This is a genomic window from Robinsoniella sp. KNHs210 (assembly GCF_000686105.1).
Taxonomy (GTDB): Bacteria; Bacillota; Clostridia; order Lachnospirales; family Lachnospiraceae; genus Robinsoniella; species Robinsoniella peoriensis.
Map to the genome: position 1 here is coordinate 1,602,036 of NZ_JMLZ01000001.1, position 22,055 is coordinate 1,624,090.

A 22,055-nucleotide genomic window follows, 5' to 3' on the forward strand; every position below is an offset into this window, starting at 1 on the left:
TATTTTTTTTGAAGTTTTTTAGAAGAGGTCAATATTTTTATTTGGACTGGATCCAGAGAGAAAGAATGAAAAAACATAACTACTAATTTAGGGATGGCACAAGCCAGCATGCGCTATTAAGGGGTATAAAAATGAAGAATAAACAATATATGACAATCAGTGAATTTGCACGTCTTACGGGAATAAAACGTGCCAATCTGATTTTCTACGATAAGATTGGCCTGTTAATTCCCGAACACCGTGGAATGAATGAATACCGGTATTATACCCGTCGTCAGCTGGGTTCTGCTTACCTGATCGCAGCCCTTCGGGAACTGGGAATTGGAATTGAGGAAATCAAACATTACGCCAGAGGGCGGACACCCGAGCAGATGATAAATTTGTTTCAGGCACAGGAAGAAAAAATTCAGGCAGAAATCACAAAACTCAGCCGGATGCAGGAAATGATGAGATTATATACGAACATGGCAAACGAAGCACTTTCCGTAGATACTGATAAGATTGTGATTCTGAAGAAGAAGAGGGAACCTGTTTTTCTGGGGTGTCCGATTGAAAAGAGCCAGATTGGGGATGAGGAATTGATATCTTTCTATAACTATGCTGAAGAGCACGGGATGGAGCTGGGATATCCGATAGGCGTGGTGATTGCAAAACACATTCTGGAAAATAGATCCATCGATCCGGTCTACCGGTATTATCTGAAAGTAACGCAGGGCGCCAACGGCTACAAACCCGCAGGCTTATATGCAACCGCTTATGGCCGCTGCAGTTACGGACAATCACATAAGGTTTACGAAAGGTTATTTCAATATCTGAAAAGTGAAAATATAGAGATTTACGGAGATGCTTATGAAGAATATCCGCTAAATGAAATAGCTATGCAGGACGAAGAAGAATATCTTGTGAAAGTAGAAATTTTGGTGGGAAAATAGCTGATTCCACCTGAATTCTACCTCCAGGGGATCGGAATTTCAGGAAATAAGGGATATATTTATATGGAAAGGCGGTGTTTAAATGGAGCAGTTAAAAATCGGAAAATTTATTTCTGCCAAAAGAAAGGAACAAAATCTTACACAAGAAAAACTTGCTGAGATGTTAGGCGTATCCAATAAGTCTGTTTCCAAATGGGAAACGGGAAAGTGCATGCCGGACTGGTCTTTACATATGCGCTTGTGTGAAATACTGAATATTTCCATGAATGAATTGCTATCCGGAGAAGCAATCAATGAAGAAAATCTGAATCATATAGCAGATGAAAATGCATTAAAACTTTTAAAATTATTAGAAAAGCTTAATTCACAAAAAAATTTATTTATCGGTTTATTTCTTGTAATGGTTGGGCGTATACCGGTTTTTGAAGCAGGAAATAACGCTGGCGATGTGCAGCAATTTTTTGCGGGCCTTTCGGTTGGGCTGTCAGTTGGGATAACTATAATAGGTCTCGGATGGTTTGCCTATGCTTTAGTGCAGATGGGAAAAACGAATAAAGAATAAAAAAACGAAACATTCCCTCTTGCAATTTAGTAAAATATTTAGTAATATTAATTAAATTGCAATGGAGGTGAATTATGGCACTAAAAGCAAAAGATATTGCTGAGATGATCGGAGTTTCTACGGCAACGGTTTCTCTTGTCCTGAATAATAAACCTGGTGTGGGAGAGCTGCGGCGACAGGAAATTATCCGGAAAATAAAAGAACTCGGCTGTGAATACATGTTGAAAGAAAATGTGGTGAATAGCGGGAGTATTGGCTTTGTAGTGTATAAAAGAAGAGGGAATATCGTCAATGAATCTCCATTTTTTACCTGTATTCTGGAAGGAATAAATTATAGTGTCAGTAAATACGGCTATCACTTAAATTTTATTTATCTGGATAAAAAAATGTCCGCAGAAGAACAGGAATGCTTACTGGGGAATGCTCATTGTAAAGGGCTGATTATATTTGCAGTGGAAATGCAATATGAAGATCTTGCGGTTTTCAAAGAATCCGGGCTGCCCTTTGTGGTACTGGATAATTCTTTTCAGGAAAATGATATTGATGCGGTAGCAATTAACAATACCCAGGGTACGAGTAAGGCACTTTTGCACCTCTATGAAATGGGGCACAGGGATATCGGCTATCTTCGCAGCAAGGTGAGGATCAACAGTTTTGATGAACGGTATATGGTATATAAGAACCAGTTAAAACGGCTGGGACTGGCATTTAACCGAGAATATGTCGTAGATGTAGGGTACTCGGAAAATGAAGTAAAGCAGGGAATATTAAATTATCTCAAAAGTAATTCGAAGCATCCGACTGCATTTTTTGCTGAAAACGATCTGATAGGCTGCAGTGCAATCCATGGAATTCAGGAAGCAGGACTCAGCGTGCCGGATGATATATCGGTTGTCGGTTTCGATGACCGTCCCATCAGTGAAGTAGTGAAACCCGGACTCACCACAATTAATGTTCCTAAAAATATATTTGGACCTGCTGCTGTAGATCTGCTTATATCGAAGATGGAAAAAGCAAGGGAACAATCTATAAAAATTGAAGTCGGAACCAATTTAATTATAAGGGAAAGTGTAAAAAAGTTAGAAAACCATCCGGAGGTGAAAACAGAATAGATACCTGGAAAGAGGCAGATGGAGATGTAAACATCTGCTTCTTTTTTTATGCCTGTTCACAGTATGGACTCCGTCCGCTGGCCATAAACCTTATTGGCTGTAGTGCTGTAACTATTCTTTGCTAAACAATCTTTACTAAATATTATTTACTAAATAAGGGTAAAAAAGATATTTATTAATAAATTTTACTTAATTAAATTAAAACATATTCTTGACAGATAAAATATACATTGCTATAATACTTTTAATAAACATGGCCAGCAGATTAAACATATAGTATCTATATTACTTTTTTGTAAATCAAACAACACTTAATTAAATTTAGTAAATTAGTATATATGTAAAAAAATACATTCACATCCTGCAAATAGGTATTTATGTAAAGAAATACTATCACATCCAGAAAGAAGGGGTTTAAAATGGAAGGAACAATGAAAGTAGCAGTTATGACCGGTCCGTTACAAATGGAATGGGAGGAAAGACCTATTCCTCAGCCGAAAAGGGGAGAACTGCAGATTAAGTTAGAATATGTGGGCGTATGCGGGTCGGATCTGCATTTTTACTCTGAAGGAAGGCTTGCGAACTGGGTACCCGATGGACCATTGGTTTTAGGACATGAACCAGGAGGAGTAGTAACTGCAATAGGGGAAGGGGTTACCGGATTTATGGTGGGAGACCGGGTTGCATTAGAGCCGGGGGTTCCCTGCGGTCATTGCGAAGACTGCCTGAAGGGACATTATAATCTATGCAAAGAAGTAAAATTTATGGCTATACCTAAAGAAAAAGACGGGGTCTTTTCCGAATATTGTACACATTCTGCAAGCATGACCTTTAAACTGCCTGACCATGTATCAACATTAGAAGGAGCGCTGATGGAACCGCTGGCGGTTGGAATGCACGCCTGTGAACTTTCCAATGCAAAGCTGGGTGAGACAGCGGTAGTACTGGGTGCAGGCTGTATTGGATTGGTTACACTGATGTCCTTAAAAGCCAGGGGGGTCAGTGAAATTTATGTAGCGGATATTCTGGATAAACGTCTGGCTAAAGCAAAAGAACTTGGGGCGTCCAGAGTATTTAACAGCAAGACAGAAAATATCGAAGAGTTCGTAAAGACTCTTCCAGGCGGAGGGGTGGATCAGGTATATGAATGTGCCGGAAACAGGATTACAACCCTTCAAACATGCCGTTTGATTAAAAGAGCGGGGAAAGTAACCTTAGTAGGTGTGTCTCCGGAACCTGTGCTGGAACTGGATATTGCCACTTTAAATGCAATGGAAGGCACCATTTATTCAGTATACCGTTACCGGAATCTTTATCCCGCTGCAATTAGCGCAGTGAGCAATGGACTCATACCTCTAAAAGAGATTGTATCCCATACATATGACTTTAAAGACGTTATAAAAGGTGTAGATTATAATCTGAATCACAAAGACGATGTGATAAAAGCAGTGATAAAAATGTAACAAACAGCAGGTGAGATCATTCGATCTTATCTGCTGTTTTATATCTTGAGAACCATATCCGGTAAGTCGCTTTGTAGACTTATGTTAGAACACCACATAATAATCGACAGTGCAAAATTTAAAATTAATCAACAGAACTGCCTATATAAATGATATGAAAAAGCTCGTTTTTATGCTATACTGGACTTAAAATAAAAATACGGTAATACAGGAAAGTGAGGTTAAAAAATGCAATACAGAACTTTGGGAAAAACAGGTCTTCGTGTCAGTGAAATTGGTCTGGGTGCAGAATGGTTAGAGCGGCATACGTTAGAAGAAATTAAGGAAGTTATCAAGCGATGTGAAGAGAGCGGTATCAATATTTTAGACTGCTGGATGGCGGAACCAAATGTACGTTCCAATATAGGAACCGCGATCAAAGGCCATCGTGACAACTGGATTATTCAAGGACATCTGGGCTCTACGTGGCAGGACGGCCAATATCTCAGAACACGGGATATGGCAAAAGTAAAAGAAGCTTTTCAGGATTTACTGATCAGACTTGACACAAGTTATATTGATCTGGGAATGATCCATTTTGTAGATGAAACGGCTGAGTTTCATCAAATTGTACAAGGTGAGTTTATGGAGTATGTCAGGGAACTGCGGGATCAGGGCGTCATACACCATATTGGGTTGAGCACTCACAATCCGGATGTTGCAAAACTTGCTGCATTACAAGGCGAAATTGAGATGATATTATTTAGTATCAATCCCGCATTTGATATGCTCCCCGCCACAGAGGATATGACACAGTATTTCAGTGAGTCATATGCAGATGAATTAGGAGGAATAGCTCCCGAGCGTGCAGAGTTATATCAGATCTGTGAGCGTGAAAATGTTGGCATCAATGTCATGAAAGGTTATGCGGGAGGAAGGCTGTTTTCGGCAGAAGCTTCACCTTTTGGTGTAGCACTTACACCGGTCCAGTGTCTGCATTATGCATTAACCAGACCGGCTGTAGCCAGTGTACTCGTTGGATATGATACTACTGACCACGTAGACCAGGCAGTAGCTTATGAGACAGCTTCAGAAGAAGAAAAAGACTATGCAACTGTTCTTGCAGGGGCACCAAGCCATGCATATTCCGGGCAATGTACCTATTGCGGTCACTGTTTGCCATGTCCAAGCGGCATTGATATCGCAATGGTACATAAGCTTTATGATTTAGCTGAAATGCAAAAAGAACTTCCGGATACCATAAAAGCTCACTATTTCGGTTTATCTGCAAATGCAGAGGACTGTATTGCCTGTGGCGGTTGTGAAGAACGATGTCCATTTGGTGTTCCGGTTATCAAACATATGGAAGAGGCAAAATTATTATTTCATTAAATTTATGCTGTCTAATATTTGGGTTTAGATGAGAAAGGACGCCAGGCTGTACGCTGTCGGCAGTTATCACAGATGTTGAGATGGATATAAATGTATTTAAATTTTTTTAAGAACTACGTCTCAAAAGAACAGCTTACAATTACAGATTGTGATGCTGTTCTTTTTTTGATATGAATGGAAAGTTTGAATCCTCATCACAGTGATTAACCATAACTCCCGGGTTCCACCATGCTGATAAAGATAAATACAGTTTTGTATCGGAAAATGAGTATTGGAAAGATGAGGTGTGGAGTAATTGCATGGACGTCTGAAGCGTAGATCAGATCTGCAACTTCCAAGGTGATTTTAGAATAATAATATGAAATCACTTTTCGAAGGAAAAATTTGCAAAAAGTTTACAGTAAATATTGACACACATCGTCAGGGTTTTCATGATATGATAGAACTTATCTATAACGAAAGAGGTGAATTGGATGTCCGAGGGCCGTTTATTTAAAATTATCTATTATCTTTTAGAGAAAGGGCGGGCAACTGCTCCGGAACTTGCCGAAAAGTATGAAGTGTCCATTCGGACTATTTACCGGGATGTGGACATGCTCAGCAGTGCCGGAATACCTGTTTATGTCACAAAAGGCAGAAAGGGCGGCATTCAGTTGATGGATCATTTTGTCCTGAATAAATCTATTTTATCTGATAAGGAAAAACAGGAAATTCTGATGGGACTGCAAAGCCTTTGTGCAATACAATATCAGGACGCGGAAGATATTCTGACAAAAATGGGTGCTGTTTTCCAAACGGCTCAGACAAAATGGATCGAGGCAGATTTCTCACGTTGGGGAATTTCCAGAGAAAATGAACAAAAAATATTTAGTATTTTAAAACAGTCTATTTTTGAAAGCAGAGTTCTTTCATTTACTTATTATGCTTCCTCCGGCGTCCACCTGCAAAGAGAAGCCGAGCCATTGAAACTAGTCTATAAAGACAAAGCCTGGTATATTTATGCTTTTTGCCGCTATCGGTTAGAGAAGAGGCTTTTTCGGGTTTCCAGAATGAAGAAAATCACACTTACAAAAGAGCAGTTCTGCAGGAAGATTGGAACCGATGATCCGGTATTCCCCAAGTCGGCAGTTATGGGGCAGGTTATGGAAATAGAATTGCATTTTCCGGATGAAATGGCTTACCGTATCTATGATATTTTTGATGATCAGGATATTACAAAGCTTAAAAGCGGATATAAGGTGACGGCCGCCGTGCCGGAGACCCAATGGCTGTATGAGTTTATTATGTCTTTCGGGGACAAAGTGGATATCGTATCACCGAGACAGTTAAGAGAAAACATCATAAAGCGCTGTGCAAATGCATTACAGCATCACAGGAAGGAGCTATAATACATGAATATAAAAAATGAATTGGAACGTTTGCCGGGTAAAAGTGTAAATATGCAGTTTAGTAATGCTGATATTCAGCCTGAAAAAATAAGGGCGATTATGATTAATGAAGTGGTTCCTGCCGATCCCGGACAGGATTTTTATGGCGGTGGGATAACCGCTTATTTGGAAACGGCAATCCCCTTATTCCAGAAGGCAGGTGCTGATGTACACAACATAGACGATATTGTTGATTTGGGGGTTTATATCACCAATGCAGTGAAAATCCCAAAATTAGAATACGCAGTTAGCCGGGAAGATATCGAAAAAAGCCTTCCGTTTCTGGAAAAAGAACTATCATTCTTTCCTGATGTAAAAGTAATTATGCTTATGGGGGATGTTGCAAAAAAAGCATTCAATCTAATAAGTAAAAAGGAGACAGGGAAGAATGCAATTCCTGCTATCTCCACTTATAAAATGCGAAATAGTGAATTCTTCTACAAAGGGATTCGTTTAATGCCATCCTATATCATGACCGGACAGAATATCTTGATAGAAAAGTCTAAATTTCAGATGGCAGCAGAAGATATTGGAAACATGATTCAAATGATTCGGTAATAATTTAATTTCAATAAAACCTGACAGGGAGCTGCCAGGCTTTATTTTTATATTAGTCTCTAAAAAAAGCCATTTGAACAGGATCACAGCGAAACGAAAAAACTCTTTCCTCAAAAAAATAGGATAATAAACATTATAAAGCAGGCTTGGAATGATAAAAAACATTACCTAAATATTCTGTGTATTGCACATCAACGTTTCTTAACGGTATAATAAAAATCAATTGGTAATGTGCTGAAGAATACTAAAATTAATAGAACAGTACGAAAGAATCAGTACAAAAAAATCATATATTATCCAAAAACATAATACTAAAGGCATAGAAAGACACGAGGTATCTAAAATGCACACCATAAAAATGGGCTTTTCACAAAAAAACATCACCCCTTCAAATTCGATTCAAACCGTTGGATTTGGACGAACGGATGAATGGTCAAAAGGTATTTTACAGCCACTGTATGCACAGATCACTATCTGGGAATCAGATAACGGAATATGCTGCCTTGCCGCGATCGACCATATCGGTTTTTCAAAACAGCATGCCGACTTTTTGCGGGATGAAATTGGGAATCTATTATCTGTTTCCAGAGAAAAGGTAATGCTTTGCTTTTCCCATACGCATGCGGCTCCTAACGATAGCAGTGCTCCGGAATATTTTAAATTCCTCTGCAAACAGGTAAAATCCGGAGTATCAGAGGCAATCCGGGATTTGACACCTGTATATGCTGCCTGGGGCAATGCTTACACGGACATTGGTGTGAACCGACGCAGCAGTTGTGAGGCATTAGACAGAAGAATCGGTATTTTAAAAATCTGTGATGCAAAAGAAGGGGCATTGAAATTAATTCTTCTTCGCCTTACCGTTCACAATAATGTGCTGAAAGCTGATAATTATCTAATTTCACCGGACTTTTTCGGAACTGTCCGGGATGAATTACAGTCCCAATACGGGTGCCCGGTCATGGTAACTCAGGGTGCTTCCGGAAATGTGGCGCCAAAGTATTTTAAATCAAAGATTCTGCCTCCGGATGCCAATGACAGCCGATTTATCCGCTCTGATGCGGCATTAAACGAGATGGCGCAGACTGTGCTTCAGGAAACAGAACCGGTCATAGCATCTCTCATTCCCAGGAATTTGGAATCTATCTCCATGTATTCCGAAAAAATCACTCTTTTTTCAGATGTTCCATCCTATGACCAGGCACTTGCAATTGCAAAAGAAGCAGCAAAAGCCTGTGGCATAGATGGAACAGCATGGCTTATGGAAGTAGAGCGTCTTTTACAAAACCAGATTACTGTACAGGAGGAGGAAATAGAAGTTCAGTATTTTTTCCTGGACACATTTTGCCTTTGTGGTGTGGCGAATGAAATTATGTGTGAATTTGCACTGCGAGTTTCCGAAATGCTTCAAAATGAGTACTTCTATTTTGGCGGATATACCAATGGGTGCACCGGCTATTTCCCAACGGAAGAAGAATTCGATAAGGGCGGTTATGAAGTTTATTGGTCCATGCTTTTTTATTTTAGGTACCATGGCCGTGTCTTTCCGCTGCAGCGGAACTCCGCAGCAGAATTAATCCGATTTGCTGCTGATAATGCCAGAGGTATAAATTTCCCATTGTCATAAAGTTTTCACTATGATACTATCATTACAGAAGAGTAGTATTCCATAAAGCTTGAATTACCGATAAATACTTATATCTCAAACTTTTTGGAGAGCTGCGAAATGCATCAGGATTTCGCAGCGAATGCCCGCGTGCCGCCAAAAAATACTAGAGCGTGTTTGAAAATTCATTCCTGCCATCTGTACGCCCCACTTTGCGGCAGATTTGCCCCGAATTCAGGTTACGTAGCCCGCTACGCGCCCTTCATCCGGGACAAATCTCCCACAAACTGTGACGCACAGCTGCCAGAAAGCAATTTTAAAACACGCTCTAGACCATGTGATAGGAGCTAATACATATGAAATTGTTATTAATAGAAGATGACCGGATCCTGTGCCGGGAGCTTGCGCGGGAACTGGGCAGCAATGGGTATGAAGTTAAACTGGCAGATGATTTTGACCGGATAGAGGATTTAGTGAAAAAAGGTGATTTTAAGCTTATACTGCTGGATATATCCCTTCCTGGCAGGGATGGCTATGAAATCTGCAGAAGCATCCGCCATTTTTCAAAAATCCCTATTATGTTTCTGACCAGCAGGGATTCCGACATGGATGAGTTGTACGGGATGACTCTTGGAGGAGACGACTATATCCGCAAACCTTACAATATGCCGATCCTGCTGGCGCGCATTGCGGCATTGCTCCGCAGAAGCGGTTTTGGGTTATCTGAGGACCGCAGGCTGCTCTGGGAGGATTTTACCCTGTGGCCGTCCAAAGGGAAGCTGTGCAGAGGGGAGCGCGAAATTATCCTCACCAGGCAGGAAACCCTCCTTTTGTCGTATCTGTTTTCTCATCCACAGGAAATTGTTAAAAGAGTGGATTTGATAGAGGAACTCTGGGATAATCAGGTGTATATAGACGACAATACCTTAAGCGTCCATATGACGCGGCTCAGAAGTAAGTTAAAAGAGCTGGATGCCGGTGATCTCATCCAGACACGATACGGTCAGGGGTATCAGCTTTGAACGGGCGGTTATACTGGCAGCAGCGTCTGACCTATATTCTGATACAGCTGATCGGTCTGTCAGGTGCATGCATCTACTTAAAAGCGTTAAAGCTGGGATGGTGGCAGATTTTGCCGCTGTTTTTTGTATGTCTGGCGGTGATTTTCTGTTATAATCTGCTGCGTTACCGGAAACAGCGGGCATATTTTCGTAAAATGGCAGTTTTGGTTGACCAGCTGGATGAAAAGTACCTCTTCCCCCAGATATGGAAAGATGCGAAATCCTATGAAGAAACGGGTTATCTGTGCCTGCTTCGGGAATGTACAAAATCTATGCTGGAGCAGGTAGAGCTTAGTAGGCGTGAAGGCAGGGATTATCAGGAATGGCTGGAAACTTATGTTCATGATATGAAGCAGCCCATCTCCGCTATTAAATTAATTGCAGAACGGATGCGGACCGAAGACAGCAGGGATATTCTGTTGGAGTTGGAAACCATGAACCACCATTTAGAACAGGTTCTCTACTATGGGAGAAGCGAAAGTCCCCATACCGATTTTATATTTAAAAAGGTGAATTTCCTGGATGTTTTAAATGAGTGTTTATCCATGAATAAGCAAATGTTGATTCAAAACCGGGTGCGGATAGAAATCCCGGAGTTTTTTCCGGAAGTATATGGAGACGAGAAAGGTATTTTATTTTTACTGAACCAGCTGGTATATAATGCCGCTGTTTATCGGAGAGACCAGGATCCGGTCATTCAGTTTACTTATAGCATTCAGATGGATAATCTGCATTTTTTCATACGGGATAATGGATGCGGCATTACAGCGGAAGATTTACCGAGAGTTTTCGAAAAAGGTTTCACCGGAAAGAATGGCAGAAAAAATCTGTGTTCTACCGGAATGGGGCTCTATCTCTGTAAAAAGCATGCAGAGGATATGGGCATTGGATTAAGCATACAGTCAGAGGAAAATATCTATACGGAAGTCTGCATGGCATTACCTTTGCGCCTGTAGATACAATTCTTACGAAAAGGAAAGATTTCTGTAAGAAAATATGCTATGTTCTAAAGTGCACAGGCGGTATGCTATATCTGAGGTGATAAACATGAAAACATTATTAAAAATAGAACATATCTCTAAATATTATGGAGAAAATGCAAATGTAACAAAGGCTCTGAATGATGTGGACTTTTCGGTCGAAGGAGGAGAATTTGTAGGAATTATGGGTGCCAGCGGTTCCGGCAAAACAACGCTGCTTCAGTGTGTTTCTACTTTGGATGATCCCTCCGCAGGGAAAATATTTTTAAGGGACCGGGAGATCACACAGCTGACGGAACAGGAGATTGCACGTTTCCGGAGTGAGCATCTGGGATTTGTCTTTCAGGAATATAATCTGCTCGATACCCTTACCCTGGGAGAAAATATTGAACTGGCTCTTACCATACGCAAACTGCCCCAGGAGGAAATAACGCCAAAGGTAAATGCCATTGCGGAAAAGCTGGGCATTCGTAGTGAACTTCATAAATTTCCATACGAAGTATCCGGAGGGCAGAAACAGCGCTGTGCCTGTGCAAGAGCGCTGGTGAATGAACCGGACCTGCTGCTTGCCGATGAACCTACCGGCGCACTGGACTCCGCATCCAGTGCCATGCTCTTGGATGCTATGAAGGATCTGAATAAATCTCTTGGGATTACAATTCTAATGGTTACCCATGACGCTTTTACCGCCAGCCACTGCAGCCGGATCCTGTTTCTGCGTGACGGCAAGATCTTTACGGAAATGCTCAGAGGAAATAAAGACAGAAAGAAGTTCTTCCAGGAAATCCTGGATGTGATGTCCATGTTAGGCGGTGATGTTGCTCATGTACGCTAAACTTGCCTTGCGTAATGTAAAAAGAAGCCTGGGTGATTATGCCGTTTATGTTCTTACACTTATTTTAAGCATTACGTTAATATTCGCATACAATTCCCTGCTGTTTTCCGATGCAATAGCTTCATTTAACAAACTGATGGGGCAAATGATGAGTATCCTGTTATGCGTAACGATAATGGTTGTACTAATTCTGGGGTGGCTGATTTCCTACATAACCCGTTTTATTTTTGAACAGCGCAGCCGGGAATTTGCCTGCTATATGACAATGGGAATGGAACGCAGAACCATGAGCCGTCTTTTTCTGACGGAACAGCTGATAATCGGTATTTCCACTCTGTTTGTTGGAATTGTATTGGGTAATTTCTTTTATCTTGTTTTAAGCCAGGTGATTTTCCGGATGTTTGATAAGAGTTATTATATGGATTTATCGTTTCAATTACCGGCTGTTGGCTTGACCGTTCTCTGCTTTTTTATTATGTTTGCCCTTTCACTGCTGCGTCAGAACAAAATCTTAAAGAAGATTCGTATTAAAGAACTGATGCATTATGAAAGGAAAAATGAAAAATCTTCTACAAATAAAGGGAAACATATAAAAGCAAAGCTTATTCTCGCAGTTTTGACAGGTATTTTTGGAATCCTATGCCTTGGTACTGCATTTGTCCAGAAGTTGTCAGGCTTTTTCGGAATCTTTTTAATGGTTTCGGGTGTACTCCTGCAAGGCATCAGCCTGCTGCTATTTTACAGGCATCTGTCTGAAAATATTCTGATTCGCTATAAGAAAAATGAAAAACGCCGCCTGCATCATCTTAATATCTTTTTTTACAGACAGCTAACCGGAAGGCTAAAGACGAACGGAAAACAGATGGGCGTCATTTCCATTCTGTTACTTCTGACCCTGCTGGGACTTGGGGGAGCTGCCTTTATGGCAAATTCGTATGAGACTAGTCTGGCAAAATCAGTCCCTTTCGATATAGAGGTTTCCGAACGCTACGGGACTTTGGATGTAGAATCCTGCAGAGATTTTGTCAGACAGCAAAGTACGGTAACAACAGAGCATTCTTATCATATCTATAGGTTAAATGACAGTGAAATTATCGCTACGCTTCTGAAAAAGAAACGGTCCGAAGAAAATGAATTTGAAGATTTGGCAGACAGCCAGAATAAAGACCGTGCCATACGGCTTTCTGACTATAATGCACTGCTGAAAATGCTGGGCAGGGAAACAGTTTCTTTGAAAACAGATGAATATTACATTCAGACAGATGAAGAATATTATGCAGGAAAATTTGAAAAAGCACTTCCTACTCTGACAACCGAAGGAAAAGAGTATAAATTGAAGGCTGTTCAGAAGAGTGATTTTGCACAAAATATGATTAATGAAAGCGGTACTAACACGGGTTCTATCTTAGTTTTGCCGGATGAAACACTCAATACACTGACCGGAGAACGGCAGTGCTATTTTGCCATGACAGCAGATCGTGAACAAACGGAATACAAATACGAACTCAGGCAATTTTTAGAGGAAAAGAAAGTAAGTGAAGGTGCCAGTTTTATTGCAGTATACACTTATGCAGGAGAAAAATCAGAACTTCAGGCAATCTATATGATGCTGGCATTTATCTGTTGTTATGCAGCTTTTATCTGTATTTTTATCTGTGCGACGATTCTTGCCGTCCAGCTTCTGAGCAGCAGTAAAAAGTACCGCTACCAGTATGAGCAGCTCCAGCGAATGGGTGCGGGTGACGTGGAAATACGCAGGCAGATTTGGAAACAGACCCTTGTCTATTTTGCAGTTCCAATCATGCTCCCGTTTCTTTTTGTAATTATATATGTAGCGGGGATCAGTTACTTCAGCCCTGTAGTAAGCAAAACACTGCTATTATCATTTGCCGGGGCAAATGGAATCTTCCTGTTTATATATGGCTGTTATTTTATCATCACTTGTCTGCAATACCAGAAAAATGTCTTGCAGCAGCAGAAGAAGCTGCATCTGCGGAATTTATTATAGTATAATACTTTAACCTTCAGTGCTGATCCCTCGAATCATCAATATGAGTGTTTTACGCTGTACAAGGCAGACGCCCGATAGAAACTTGTACAGGGCACATCATCCCCTTGCGTTGTTCCAGCAGGGGATTGTTGGTGCCGGTACCGGCAGTGGTATATAAATAAGATATCATTCGCTTTGAATTAACATTCAGGTTCCGTTTGTGGTACGAAATTTGCAAGCTGCTTTTTGAATAAAGACCGGAAAACCAGTCTCACAAGCGGACCTGCAAAGAAAATCTGCCAGCACAGTGCCATTGGAAAGTTCATGGCTGTTGTCTGAAACCAGACTGCAACAATATCTTTGCCGGGATTTTTAAATAGAATGGTTGCTGCCAGACTCATAAGGGGGCACATCAGGCATACGATCATGGAGGAAATTGCCAGCAATATAAAAATCGGGCGGTCTTTTGGGGTTACAATACGAAATGCAAGCATGTGGGACAGTTTTTCGACTGCAAAAAATTCCAGTATAAATGCAAGCGGCCACATAATGACCAGTTCATGAAACGCCAGAAGGAATACCTCGTTTGTCATTCCCCCCCGATTGATTGCTATGTTATAACAGATCATAGCATAGACCATGGCGAAGGCCATGAGAATTGTGAAAATAATATTTTGTGCTTTGGTTTTTGGCATTTTTGAATCTCCTTTTCTAAAAATGGGCGCAAAAATACACGTGTGTTGTTCGTTAATCAGGCGAGCGTAATGCACACATGTATCGTTTCCAATTAAAACCAAAGTATTTTTGTCATATGAATTTTTAACGGAAGTAAGTATAACATACAAATTAGATTTTTGTAAGCATTTTTTTAAATTAATGGAAGTTCAAAAGACTCGTGATGTACTTTTACATCGGCGGGCCCTCTCTTATAGAGCCATATGCAAAATAGCAGTGCCAGAATCTCAGTAACCGGAAAAGTGAACCATACAAAGAAAAGACCTTTAAAATGAAACAGCCAAGCCAACGGTACCAGAAGAATTATCTGGCGGAGAATCGTAACACTGATACTGGCATTTCCTTTATTGACCCCCTGGAAGTAAACAGTAAACATGATTACAAAGGCAGCCGGAATAAAACTTACAGAGATAATACGAAGTGCTGAACGCCCGATTTCCAAAATCTCTTTGTTATTAGAAAAAATCAGTATCAGCTGTTCTGGCACGGTTATAAATATAATACATCCTGCCAGCATCACGATGCATGAAACAACGATAGAACAGCGAAGCGTCTGCTTCACACGGTCATGATCTTTTGCTCCATAGTTGAAACTGATTATAGGCAGGATTACCTGCTGTAATCCCATAAGAGGAATAAAAAAGAATGTCTGCAATTTATAATAAATTCCCAGCACCGTCACGGCACTTTCCGTAAATTGTTTTAATATCAGATTCAGCCCCACTATATAAAGTGTGTACAGGGATTGCATAATGATCGAAGGAAGTCCTGTTTTATATATTAAAATACAGTTTTGCAGACTTAAGTTTCCCTTTAACGAACATTTATGCATTACTGAAATAAGAACAATCATCATGGCACACCATTGTCCAATGACCGTTGCGATGGCAGCCCCCTGTATCCCCATTTCCGGAAACCCCAAACGCCCGAAAATTAAAAGGGGATCTAAAACCACGTTGATAAAGGCCCCCACAATTTGGGCATACATAGGGAGAAGCATATTTCCTTTTGCCTGCAGTATCTTCGTGCAGTTAGCTTCTACAAACATTCCCAGGGAAAAAGCAAAGATAATTTGGCAGTACTGAATTCCCAATTCCCGAACAATAGGCTGATCTGAAGAAAATTGACAATAGGTATTCATGCATAATAATCCTAGTATAGTAAAAACCAGAAAGTTAAATAATCCTAAAAATAATCCGCTCTTAATAATATTATTCTGGTATTTCAAATCACCTGCTCCGTCCATTCTGGATATCAGAATGTTAATGCCGGTTCCGGTACCCGTTGCAATGGCGGTCATCAAAAGCTGGATCGGAAAGATGATCGATAGCGCTGTCAATCCTTCCGCTGAATGCTGTGCTACAAAATAACTGTCCACAATATTGTAGACAGACTGAATCAATAAGGCAAGCATAACCGGTGGGCACAATTTTAATAATATTTTCCATATGGGTGTCTGTTTCATAATAACTCATCCTCTTTCTTTTTTGCAAAGGATAAAGGATGGAGTAACTACATTGTCAAGTATTTTTTTTATTTATGTTATTTTTTTACTAAATGGGCTTTTATTTCGCAGTAGTAATCGTCTATGTAATCGAATAACTGCAGCCCCAATTCTTCTGCGTATACTTCGTCCGTTGTGTATCCATTGACATTCATCCATTGTATCAGCGGCTGGAAATCTGCAGTATCCTTTATGATACGCACAATACAGACCGCATAGTCTCCCGCGGGCAGCACATAGAGATTTTCGGATTGGACATGTGAATAACTGGAATCCGCAATCTTTAAATATTCCCTGTACTTACATACCCTCCCATCTACCATTTGATCCTGGTCAATGAGATAGCCATATTTTCTCTGAATGGTACTTACATACTGCAGCTCATCTTTGGCGGCTTCCTGCAGATTGGCATGATAAGAACTTACATCTCTTTTCAAAACCCCGGCTATGACAGTTTCTTCATCGAGCCATTTCATCTGCACATCTGCAAGATTTACGCCGGAAGAAATCCGCCGGTTCTCCTGGTCATACCATAGAATATCATCCGCTACCTGCTGGTAATAGGCGCTTAAACGCAATGCTTCATTGCGATAGTCCAATAAAAGCTGTGTTATTTTCGCATTATCATGAAAATTAAGAAGCTGTTTTACTTTTTCCAGAGGTACACTTAATTTACGGCATGTTGTTATAATGTCCAGCTGCCATAAATTCCATCGGGAATAATATCGGTACTGATTCTTTTTATCTGTATAATCCGGTGTCAGTAATCCTATTTTATTGTAGAAATGCAGTGTATCTTTTGAAATTCCGGTAATTTTGCTGACTTCTCCAATCAGATAATATCCTTCTTTCAACTTCATCCTCCTTCAATAATTTATTTTGCCTTTCCTTCAGGCTGTAGAATTTTATTATAATACCGCAGAAACTTTGTAATTACAATAAGCAATGACAATTTAACCAAAAATGATAGTGAAAATTTGGAAGAAACAGAGAAACTACATGGAATGAGGCGGATACGATTGACTTCTGATTTGGTCTATGCTATGATTTCTGCAAGTAAAGGATAGTGATTGTGCAGACAAGCTAAACCTGTATGTAGAGATAATTTTGAAAGCCCATGCTTTCATGTTTATTTGTGCATATAGGTTTTTTTATTGCCAAATTACACTTTTGGCATCGTACAGGGGGAAAAGTAAATGAGGATATTTAAAGCTCTGAATAACAATGTGGCGGTCGTGGTAGATGATAAAAATCAGGAAAAAATCGTTATGGGCAGGGGGATCTGCTTTAAGAAAAAAGCAGGAGATGATATTGATCCGGAGATGATTGATAAAGTATTCTTTCTATCCGCTAAGGATGCACATAACAAATTCCAGGTACTGATTCAGGATATTCCGATAGAGCATATAGCTATCGGAGAGGAAATTATTTCAGAAGCCAGGGTACGTCTTGGAAAGAAACTTAACGATATGATTTATATTTCCCTCATTGACCATGTACATACTTCTATCCTCCGCTTTCTGGATGGAGTAACTGTAAAAAATGTTTTGTTATGGGATATTCGAAGATTTTATAAAGATGAATTTCAAGTTGGGCTCTGGGCTTTGGATCTGATTCAGGAGAAATGTAAAGTGCGATTACCCGATGATGAAGCCGGTTTTATAGCGCTTCACCTGGCAAATGCCCAGATGGACCAGGAAATCATGCACAATATGTATGAAATTACAAGGATTATGCAGGAAATAGCCAACATCGTCAAATATTTTTATCAAATTGAATTTAATGAAGATGATGTCTATTATTACCGTTTTATCACTCATTTGAAATTTTTTGCAAAACGTCTGATTGACCACAATATTTATGATGAAGAAGACAATGACGATTTGTGGGATGTTATTAAGTCGAAATATCAGAATGCTTTTCGCTGTGTAGAAAAAATTACGCAGTTTATTTTAAAGAAATATGAATATCAGCTGTCGAAAGAAGAGCAGATTTATCTGACGATTCATATAGAACGTGTGGTTAATAAGGCAGTAAGTTAATACCGCACATCATGCCATGTATGCCAGGATGGTGACATTTAGTTGGCCAAACCTTCAGAAAATAAAATTATTAATGGAGGACAAAAAATGGGTAAGTATGAGAATCTGGCAAGAGAAATTGTTAGTAATGTAGGCGGCAGGGAAAATATCAGCAGCCTGACACACTGTATCACAAGGCTTCGTTTTAAACTGAAGGACGAAAGCAAAGCAAATGATGAAATCATCAAAGATATGGATGGTGTCGTCACTGTTATGAAAAGCGGCGGACAATATCAGGTCGTAATCGGGAATCATGTGCCTGAGGTATATGCCGATGTTATGCCTCTGATTGACTTAGAAGAGGACAGTACAGACAAAGAGGATGATGCCCGGTCCCAAAATCTGTTTAACAGGGCGATTGATGTTATCTCCGGTATCTTCCAGCCAATCCTTGGAATTATGGCTGCCTGCGGTATGGTAAAAGGTTTTAATGCCTTGTTTATAGCACTGGGATTATATTCAGATACCAGCGGCGGTTATCTGGTATTAAATGCAATCGGAGACGGGTTATTTAACTATATGCCATTGTTCCTGGGCTACACGGCGGCGAAAAAGTTTCGTTTAAAACCGATGCTTGGTTTAGTAATCGGTGCCATTATGTGTTACCCCACCATACAAAACAGTGCTCTTGCAGCCGGAGGGGATGTGCTCTATACCCTGTTTCGCGGAACTGTTTTTGAATCCAGCGTGTACACGGAGTTCTTTGGAATTCCCCTGATTGCAATGAATTATACGGGAACCGTAATTCCGGTTATTTTTGTAGTATACTTTGCATCAAAATGTGAGAAGTTTTTTAATAAATTTATTCCGGATCTGGTGAAATTTTTCTTCGTACCAATGCTTACACTGGTTATCGCTATTCCGGCCGGATTTTTGCTGATCGGTCCTTTGGCTACATTCGGGTCTGCCATCATTGCTGAAGCGGTTATGTCCGTTCGTAATTTCAGTCCCATGTTAGCCGGAGCCATTGTAGGGCTTACCTGGCAGGTTCTTGTAATCTTTGGTCTGCACTGGGGTTTTATTCCGGTTTATATCAATAACATTATGACAAACGGTTATGATAATGTAATGATGCCGTTCTTCGCATGCACCTTTGCAACTTCAGCAGTGGTTTTGGCAATCTTCTTTAAGACCAAAAATAAGCAGCTCAAAGAAATGGCTCTTCCAAACTTTATTTCCGGAATTTTTGGTGTCACAGAACCTGCTATTTACGGTATTCTGCTGCCGCTCAAGAAACCTTTTATCATTAGTTGTATAGTAGGCGGTATCGGCGGCGGATTTTACGGAGCCTTTAACTTCCGGAAATTTATGATGGGCGGCATGGGCATATTTGAGTTTCCCGCCATGATTGAACCGGATGGCAGCATGGGCAATCTGATAGTGGCTGTTGCAGGAGTAGCAATAACGATGGTGATTGCTTTTGCGGCTACCATGATTTTATATCGGGATAAGGCAGTAATGGAAACAGTAAATAAAGATGGCAATGAAAAAGAAAATGCAAAAGAAAACGTTTACGACAGTGTACAGGATAGTCGGCAAATCCTTGTTTCGGCTAAGGCAGTGAATGAAGAACAGAAATCCATGTATAAACAAATGGATATTGGAAGCCCTGTCAAAGGGAAAGTCCTGAAGCTGGAATCCATCAAAGATGACGCATTTGCTTCCGGTGTTCTGGGGAAGGGTGCAGCCGTTTTGCCGGAGGAAGGTAATGTCTTCGCTCCTGCAAACGGAGTGGTTTCCACCCTGTTTCCAACACTTCATGCCCTGGGAATGGAAACGGAGGATGGTGTTGAAATACTGATCCATATCGGATTGGACACGGTGCAGTTAAATGGAGAAGGATTTGAAGCTATGGTCAAAGAGGGCGACCGGGTACAGAAGGGACAGCTTCTGATAAAATTTGATAAAGATTTTATAGAAGAAAAAGGCTTCTGCCTGGAAACTCCGGTGATTGTAACCAATTCAGATGATTATCTGGGTGTAATAGAAGTTGCCGGCAATCAGATAAATCCGGGCGAAAACCTGTTGAAAATACTGCGATAGGAGGTGAGGTTATGGGATTTCCAAAAGATTTTATGTGGGGCGGCGCTACGGCAGCCAACCAATGTGAGGGTGGTATCCTGGAAGGTGGAAGAGGTGCCGCTAATGTAGATGTGTGTCCGGCTGGCGAAGACAGAAATGCTGTTATTACCGGACATCTGAAGATGCTCGAGATGGATGATGTACATAGCTATCCCGCAGCGGAGGCGATTGATTTATACCATCATTTCAAGGAGGATATCCGGCTTTTTGGTGAAATGGGATTTCGGGTATACCGCTTAAGTATTGCCTGGACCAGAATATTTCCAAAGGGCGATGAAGAAGAACCAAATGAAGAAGGCCTGGGATTTTATGAAGAAATTTTTAAGGAATGCCAAAAGTATCAGATACAGCCGCTGGTAACCATTTCTCATTTTGATTGTCCCATCTGGCTGATCCAAAAATACGGCGGATGGCGCAGCAGAGGACTCATTGATTTTTATCTGCATCTTTGCGAAGTGCTGTTTACCCGTTTTCGGGAATATGTGACTTACTGGCTGACATTCAATGAAATTAATATGATTCTCCATGCTCCGTTTATGGGTGCAGGGATTTATTTTGAAGAAGGCGATAATGAAGAACAGATTAAGTACCAGGCCGCTCATCATGAATTGATAGCCAGCGCCCTTGCCACCAGGATGGCACATGAAATCAATCCGGAAAATAAAATAGGATGTATGTTTGCGGCAGGAAGTGCCTATCCTTATACCTGTAAACCGGAAGATGTATGGGAGGCTTTGCTTACAGATCAGGAAAATTATTTTTTTGTGGATGTTCAGGCAAGGGGATATTATCCATCCTATGCAGTAAAGCGCCTTCGTAAAAAGGGCATTTTCCCCCTGATAGAAGATGGGGATGCTGAAATTTTAAAAAAGTATCCGGTGGATTTTATATCCTTTTCATACTACAACAGCAGATGTATCGCAGCACCCGGGGGCGGGCAGGATGAGGCTGAGGGAAATCTTTTTAAATCAGCTAAGAATCCTTATCTGAAATTCAGTGAATGGGGATGGCCGATTGACCCTCTGGGTCTGCGGATTACCTTAAATCATGTATATGACCGTTACCAGAAACCACTGTTTATTGTAGAAAACGGGCTGGGAGCCGCCGATGTGCCGGATGAGAACGGATATGTAGAGGATGATTACCGCATTGAGTATCTGGATGCTCATATCCGCGCTATGATGGCGGCTGTGGAAGAAGATGGTGTGGAACTGATCGGATATACATCCTGGGCACCGGTTGATTTAATCAGTGCCGGAACCGGTGAGATGAAAAAACGCTATGGATTCATCTATGTAGATAAACAGGATGACGGAAGCGGGACTCTTGCCAGAACAAAGAAAAAATCATTTTATTGGTATCAGCGCGTAATAGCGACAAATGGAGAATATTTAAAGGAGGACAAGAACAATGAAGAATTTTAGTTATGTAGTCAAGGATGAGGTAGGAATTCACGCAAGACCGGCAGGTCTGCTGGTAAAAGAGGCAAAAAAATACGAAAGCAAAATTACGCTGTCAAAAGACGGCAAGTCAGCGGATGCAAATAAACTGATGGCTGTGATGAGCCTGGGCGTCAAATGCGGGCAGACCGTGGAAATCGTAATTACAGGATCCGACGAAGAAACTGCGTATCAGGGTATGAAAAAATTCTTTGAAGAAACCTTATAATCGCGACAAACGAGCCGGAGCGTATTTGCAAGTGTGACGTAAGTCTGTCCGGAAGCAATTTAACACACGCTCAAATGCTCTAAAAATA

20 protein-coding genes are annotated in these 22,055 nt (G+C 40.7%); 17 read left to right on the forward strand and 3 right to left on the reverse strand.

What is annotated here, in order from left to right; genetic code table 11:
• Positions 1 to 131: 131 nt before the first annotated feature.
• From CD03_RS0106200 to CD03_RS0106255, 13 genes are all read left to right on the forward strand, one after another.
• The gene (locus tag CD03_RS0106200) at positions 132 to 932 is read left to right on the forward strand and encodes a MerR family transcriptional regulator (RefSeq protein ID WP_027292890.1); all 801 of its coding nucleotides are present in this window, start codon (positions 132 to 134) and stop codon (positions 930 to 932) included.
• A gap of 82 nt (positions 933 to 1,014) precedes the next feature.
• Positions 1,015 to 1,494, forward strand: a complete 480-nt coding sequence (locus tag CD03_RS0106205) for a helix-turn-helix domain-containing protein (protein ID WP_027292891.1) — start codon at positions 1,015 to 1,017, stop codon at positions 1,492 to 1,494.
• A gap of 74 nt (positions 1,495 to 1,568) precedes the next feature.
• A complete protein-coding gene (locus tag CD03_RS0106210; RefSeq protein ID WP_027292892.1) occupies positions 1,569 to 2,606 on the forward strand; it encodes a LacI family DNA-binding transcriptional regulator in 1,038 nt (345 codons plus the stop codon).
• A 419-nt stretch (positions 2,607 to 3,025) separates the two neighbouring features.
• Positions 3,026 to 4,069: an NAD(P)-dependent alcohol dehydrogenase gene (locus tag CD03_RS0106215; protein ID WP_027292893.1), complete on the forward strand. Its 1,044-nt coding sequence runs from the start codon at positions 3,026 to 3,028 to the stop codon at positions 4,067 to 4,069.
• A gap of 228 nt (positions 4,070 to 4,297) precedes the next feature.
• Positions 4,298 to 5,440 carry an aldo/keto reductase gene (locus CD03_RS0106220; protein WP_027292894.1) on the forward strand — a complete coding sequence of 381 codons (1,143 nt, stop codon included), beginning with the start codon at positions 4,298 to 4,300 and terminating at the stop codon, positions 5,438 to 5,440.
• A gap of 473 nt (positions 5,441 to 5,913) precedes the next feature.
• Entirely contained in the window at positions 5,914 to 6,828 is a 915-nt protein-coding gene (locus CD03_RS0106225; protein WP_027292895.1) for a helix-turn-helix transcriptional regulator, read from the forward strand.
• A 3-nt stretch (positions 6,829 to 6,831) separates the two neighbouring features.
• Entirely contained in the window at positions 6,832 to 7,425 is a 594-nt protein-coding gene (locus CD03_RS0106230) for a uracil-DNA glycosylase family protein (RefSeq protein WP_027292896.1), read from the forward strand.
• A gap of 358 nt (positions 7,426 to 7,783) precedes the next feature.
• The gene (locus tag CD03_RS0106235) at positions 7,784 to 9,052 is read left to right on the forward strand and encodes an alkaline ceramidase (RefSeq protein ID WP_242849054.1); all 1,269 of its coding nucleotides are present in this window, start codon (positions 7,784 to 7,786) and stop codon (positions 9,050 to 9,052) included.
• Between the two features lie 99 nt (positions 9,053 to 9,151).
• Positions 9,152 to 9,382: a DUF6783 domain-containing protein gene (locus CD03_RS39865; RefSeq protein WP_081820139.1), complete on the forward strand. Its 231-nt coding sequence runs from the start codon at positions 9,152 to 9,154 to the stop codon at positions 9,380 to 9,382.
• A 5-nt stretch (positions 9,383 to 9,387) separates the two neighbouring features.
• On the forward strand, positions 9,388 to 10,053 hold the full coding sequence (locus CD03_RS0106240) for a response regulator transcription factor (RefSeq protein WP_027292898.1): 666 nt from the start codon (positions 9,388 to 9,390) through the stop codon (positions 10,051 to 10,053).
• Positions 10,050 to 11,048 carry a sensor histidine kinase gene (locus CD03_RS0106245; RefSeq protein WP_027292899.1) on the forward strand — a complete coding sequence of 333 codons (999 nt, stop codon included), beginning with the start codon at positions 10,050 to 10,052 and terminating at the stop codon, positions 11,046 to 11,048. The genes CD03_RS0106240 and CD03_RS0106245 overlap by 4 nt, the downstream gene beginning before the upstream one ends.
• Before the next feature lie 91 nt (positions 11,049 to 11,139).
• On the forward strand, positions 11,140 to 11,907 hold the full coding sequence (locus CD03_RS0106250) for an ABC transporter ATP-binding protein (RefSeq protein ID WP_027292900.1): 768 nt from the start codon (positions 11,140 to 11,142) through the stop codon (positions 11,905 to 11,907).
• On the forward strand, positions 11,897 to 13,915 hold the full coding sequence (locus tag CD03_RS0106255; protein WP_027292901.1) for an ABC transporter permease: 2,019 nt from the start codon (positions 11,897 to 11,899) through the stop codon (positions 13,913 to 13,915). The genes CD03_RS0106250 and CD03_RS0106255 overlap by 11 nt, the downstream gene beginning before the upstream one ends.
• Positions 13,916 to 14,097: 182 nt before the next feature.
• Here CD03_RS0106255 and CD03_RS0106260 read toward each other — a convergent pair whose 3' ends face one another.
• The 3 genes from CD03_RS0106260 to CD03_RS0106270 all read right to left on the reverse strand — a co-directional run bounded on the left by CD03_RS0106260 (position 14,098) and on the right by CD03_RS0106270 (position 16,996).
• Positions 14,098 to 14,592 (reverse strand): DUF2798 domain-containing protein, encoded by a 495-nt coding sequence (locus CD03_RS0106260; RefSeq protein ID WP_027292902.1) that lies wholly within the window; start codon positions 14,590 to 14,592, stop codon positions 14,098 to 14,100.
• A gap of 173 nt (positions 14,593 to 14,765) precedes the next feature.
• Entirely contained in the window at positions 14,766 to 16,097 is a 1,332-nt protein-coding gene (locus CD03_RS32620; protein WP_044288945.1) for an MATE family efflux transporter, read from the reverse strand.
• Between the two features lie 77 nt (positions 16,098 to 16,174).
• Positions 16,175 to 16,996, reverse strand: coding sequence for a MerR family transcriptional regulator (locus CD03_RS0106270; protein WP_242849055.1), 822 nt, complete (start codon positions 16,994 to 16,996; stop codon positions 16,175 to 16,177).
• A gap of 336 nt (positions 16,997 to 17,332) precedes the next feature.
• On the opposite strand from CD03_RS0106270, the gene licT reads away from it, so the two are divergent.
• The 4 genes from licT to CD03_RS0106290 all read left to right on the forward strand — a co-directional run bounded on the left by licT (position 17,333) and on the right by CD03_RS0106290 (position 21,967).
• A complete protein-coding gene (gene licT, locus CD03_RS0106275; RefSeq protein WP_027292904.1) occupies positions 17,333 to 18,178 on the forward strand; it encodes a BglG family transcription antiterminator LicT in 846 nt (281 codons plus the stop codon).
• An 87-nt stretch (positions 18,179 to 18,265) separates the two neighbouring features.
• Positions 18,266 to 20,260, forward strand: coding sequence for a beta-glucoside-specific PTS transporter subunit IIABC (locus CD03_RS0106280; RefSeq protein ID WP_027292905.1), 1,995 nt, complete (start codon positions 18,266 to 18,268; stop codon positions 20,258 to 20,260).
• A gap of 11 nt (positions 20,261 to 20,271) precedes the next feature.
• Positions 20,272 to 21,723 carry a 6-phospho-beta-glucosidase gene (locus tag CD03_RS0106285; RefSeq protein ID WP_027292906.1) on the forward strand — a complete coding sequence of 484 codons (1,452 nt, stop codon included), beginning with the start codon at positions 20,272 to 20,274 and terminating at the stop codon, positions 21,721 to 21,723.
• Positions 21,710 to 21,967 (forward strand): HPr family phosphocarrier protein, encoded by a 258-nt coding sequence (locus CD03_RS0106290; RefSeq protein ID WP_027292907.1) that lies wholly within the window; start codon positions 21,710 to 21,712, stop codon positions 21,965 to 21,967. Before CD03_RS0106285 ends, CD03_RS0106290 begins: the two co-directional genes overlap by 14 nt.
• The last annotated feature ends 88 nt before the right edge of the window (positions 21,968 to 22,055 follow it).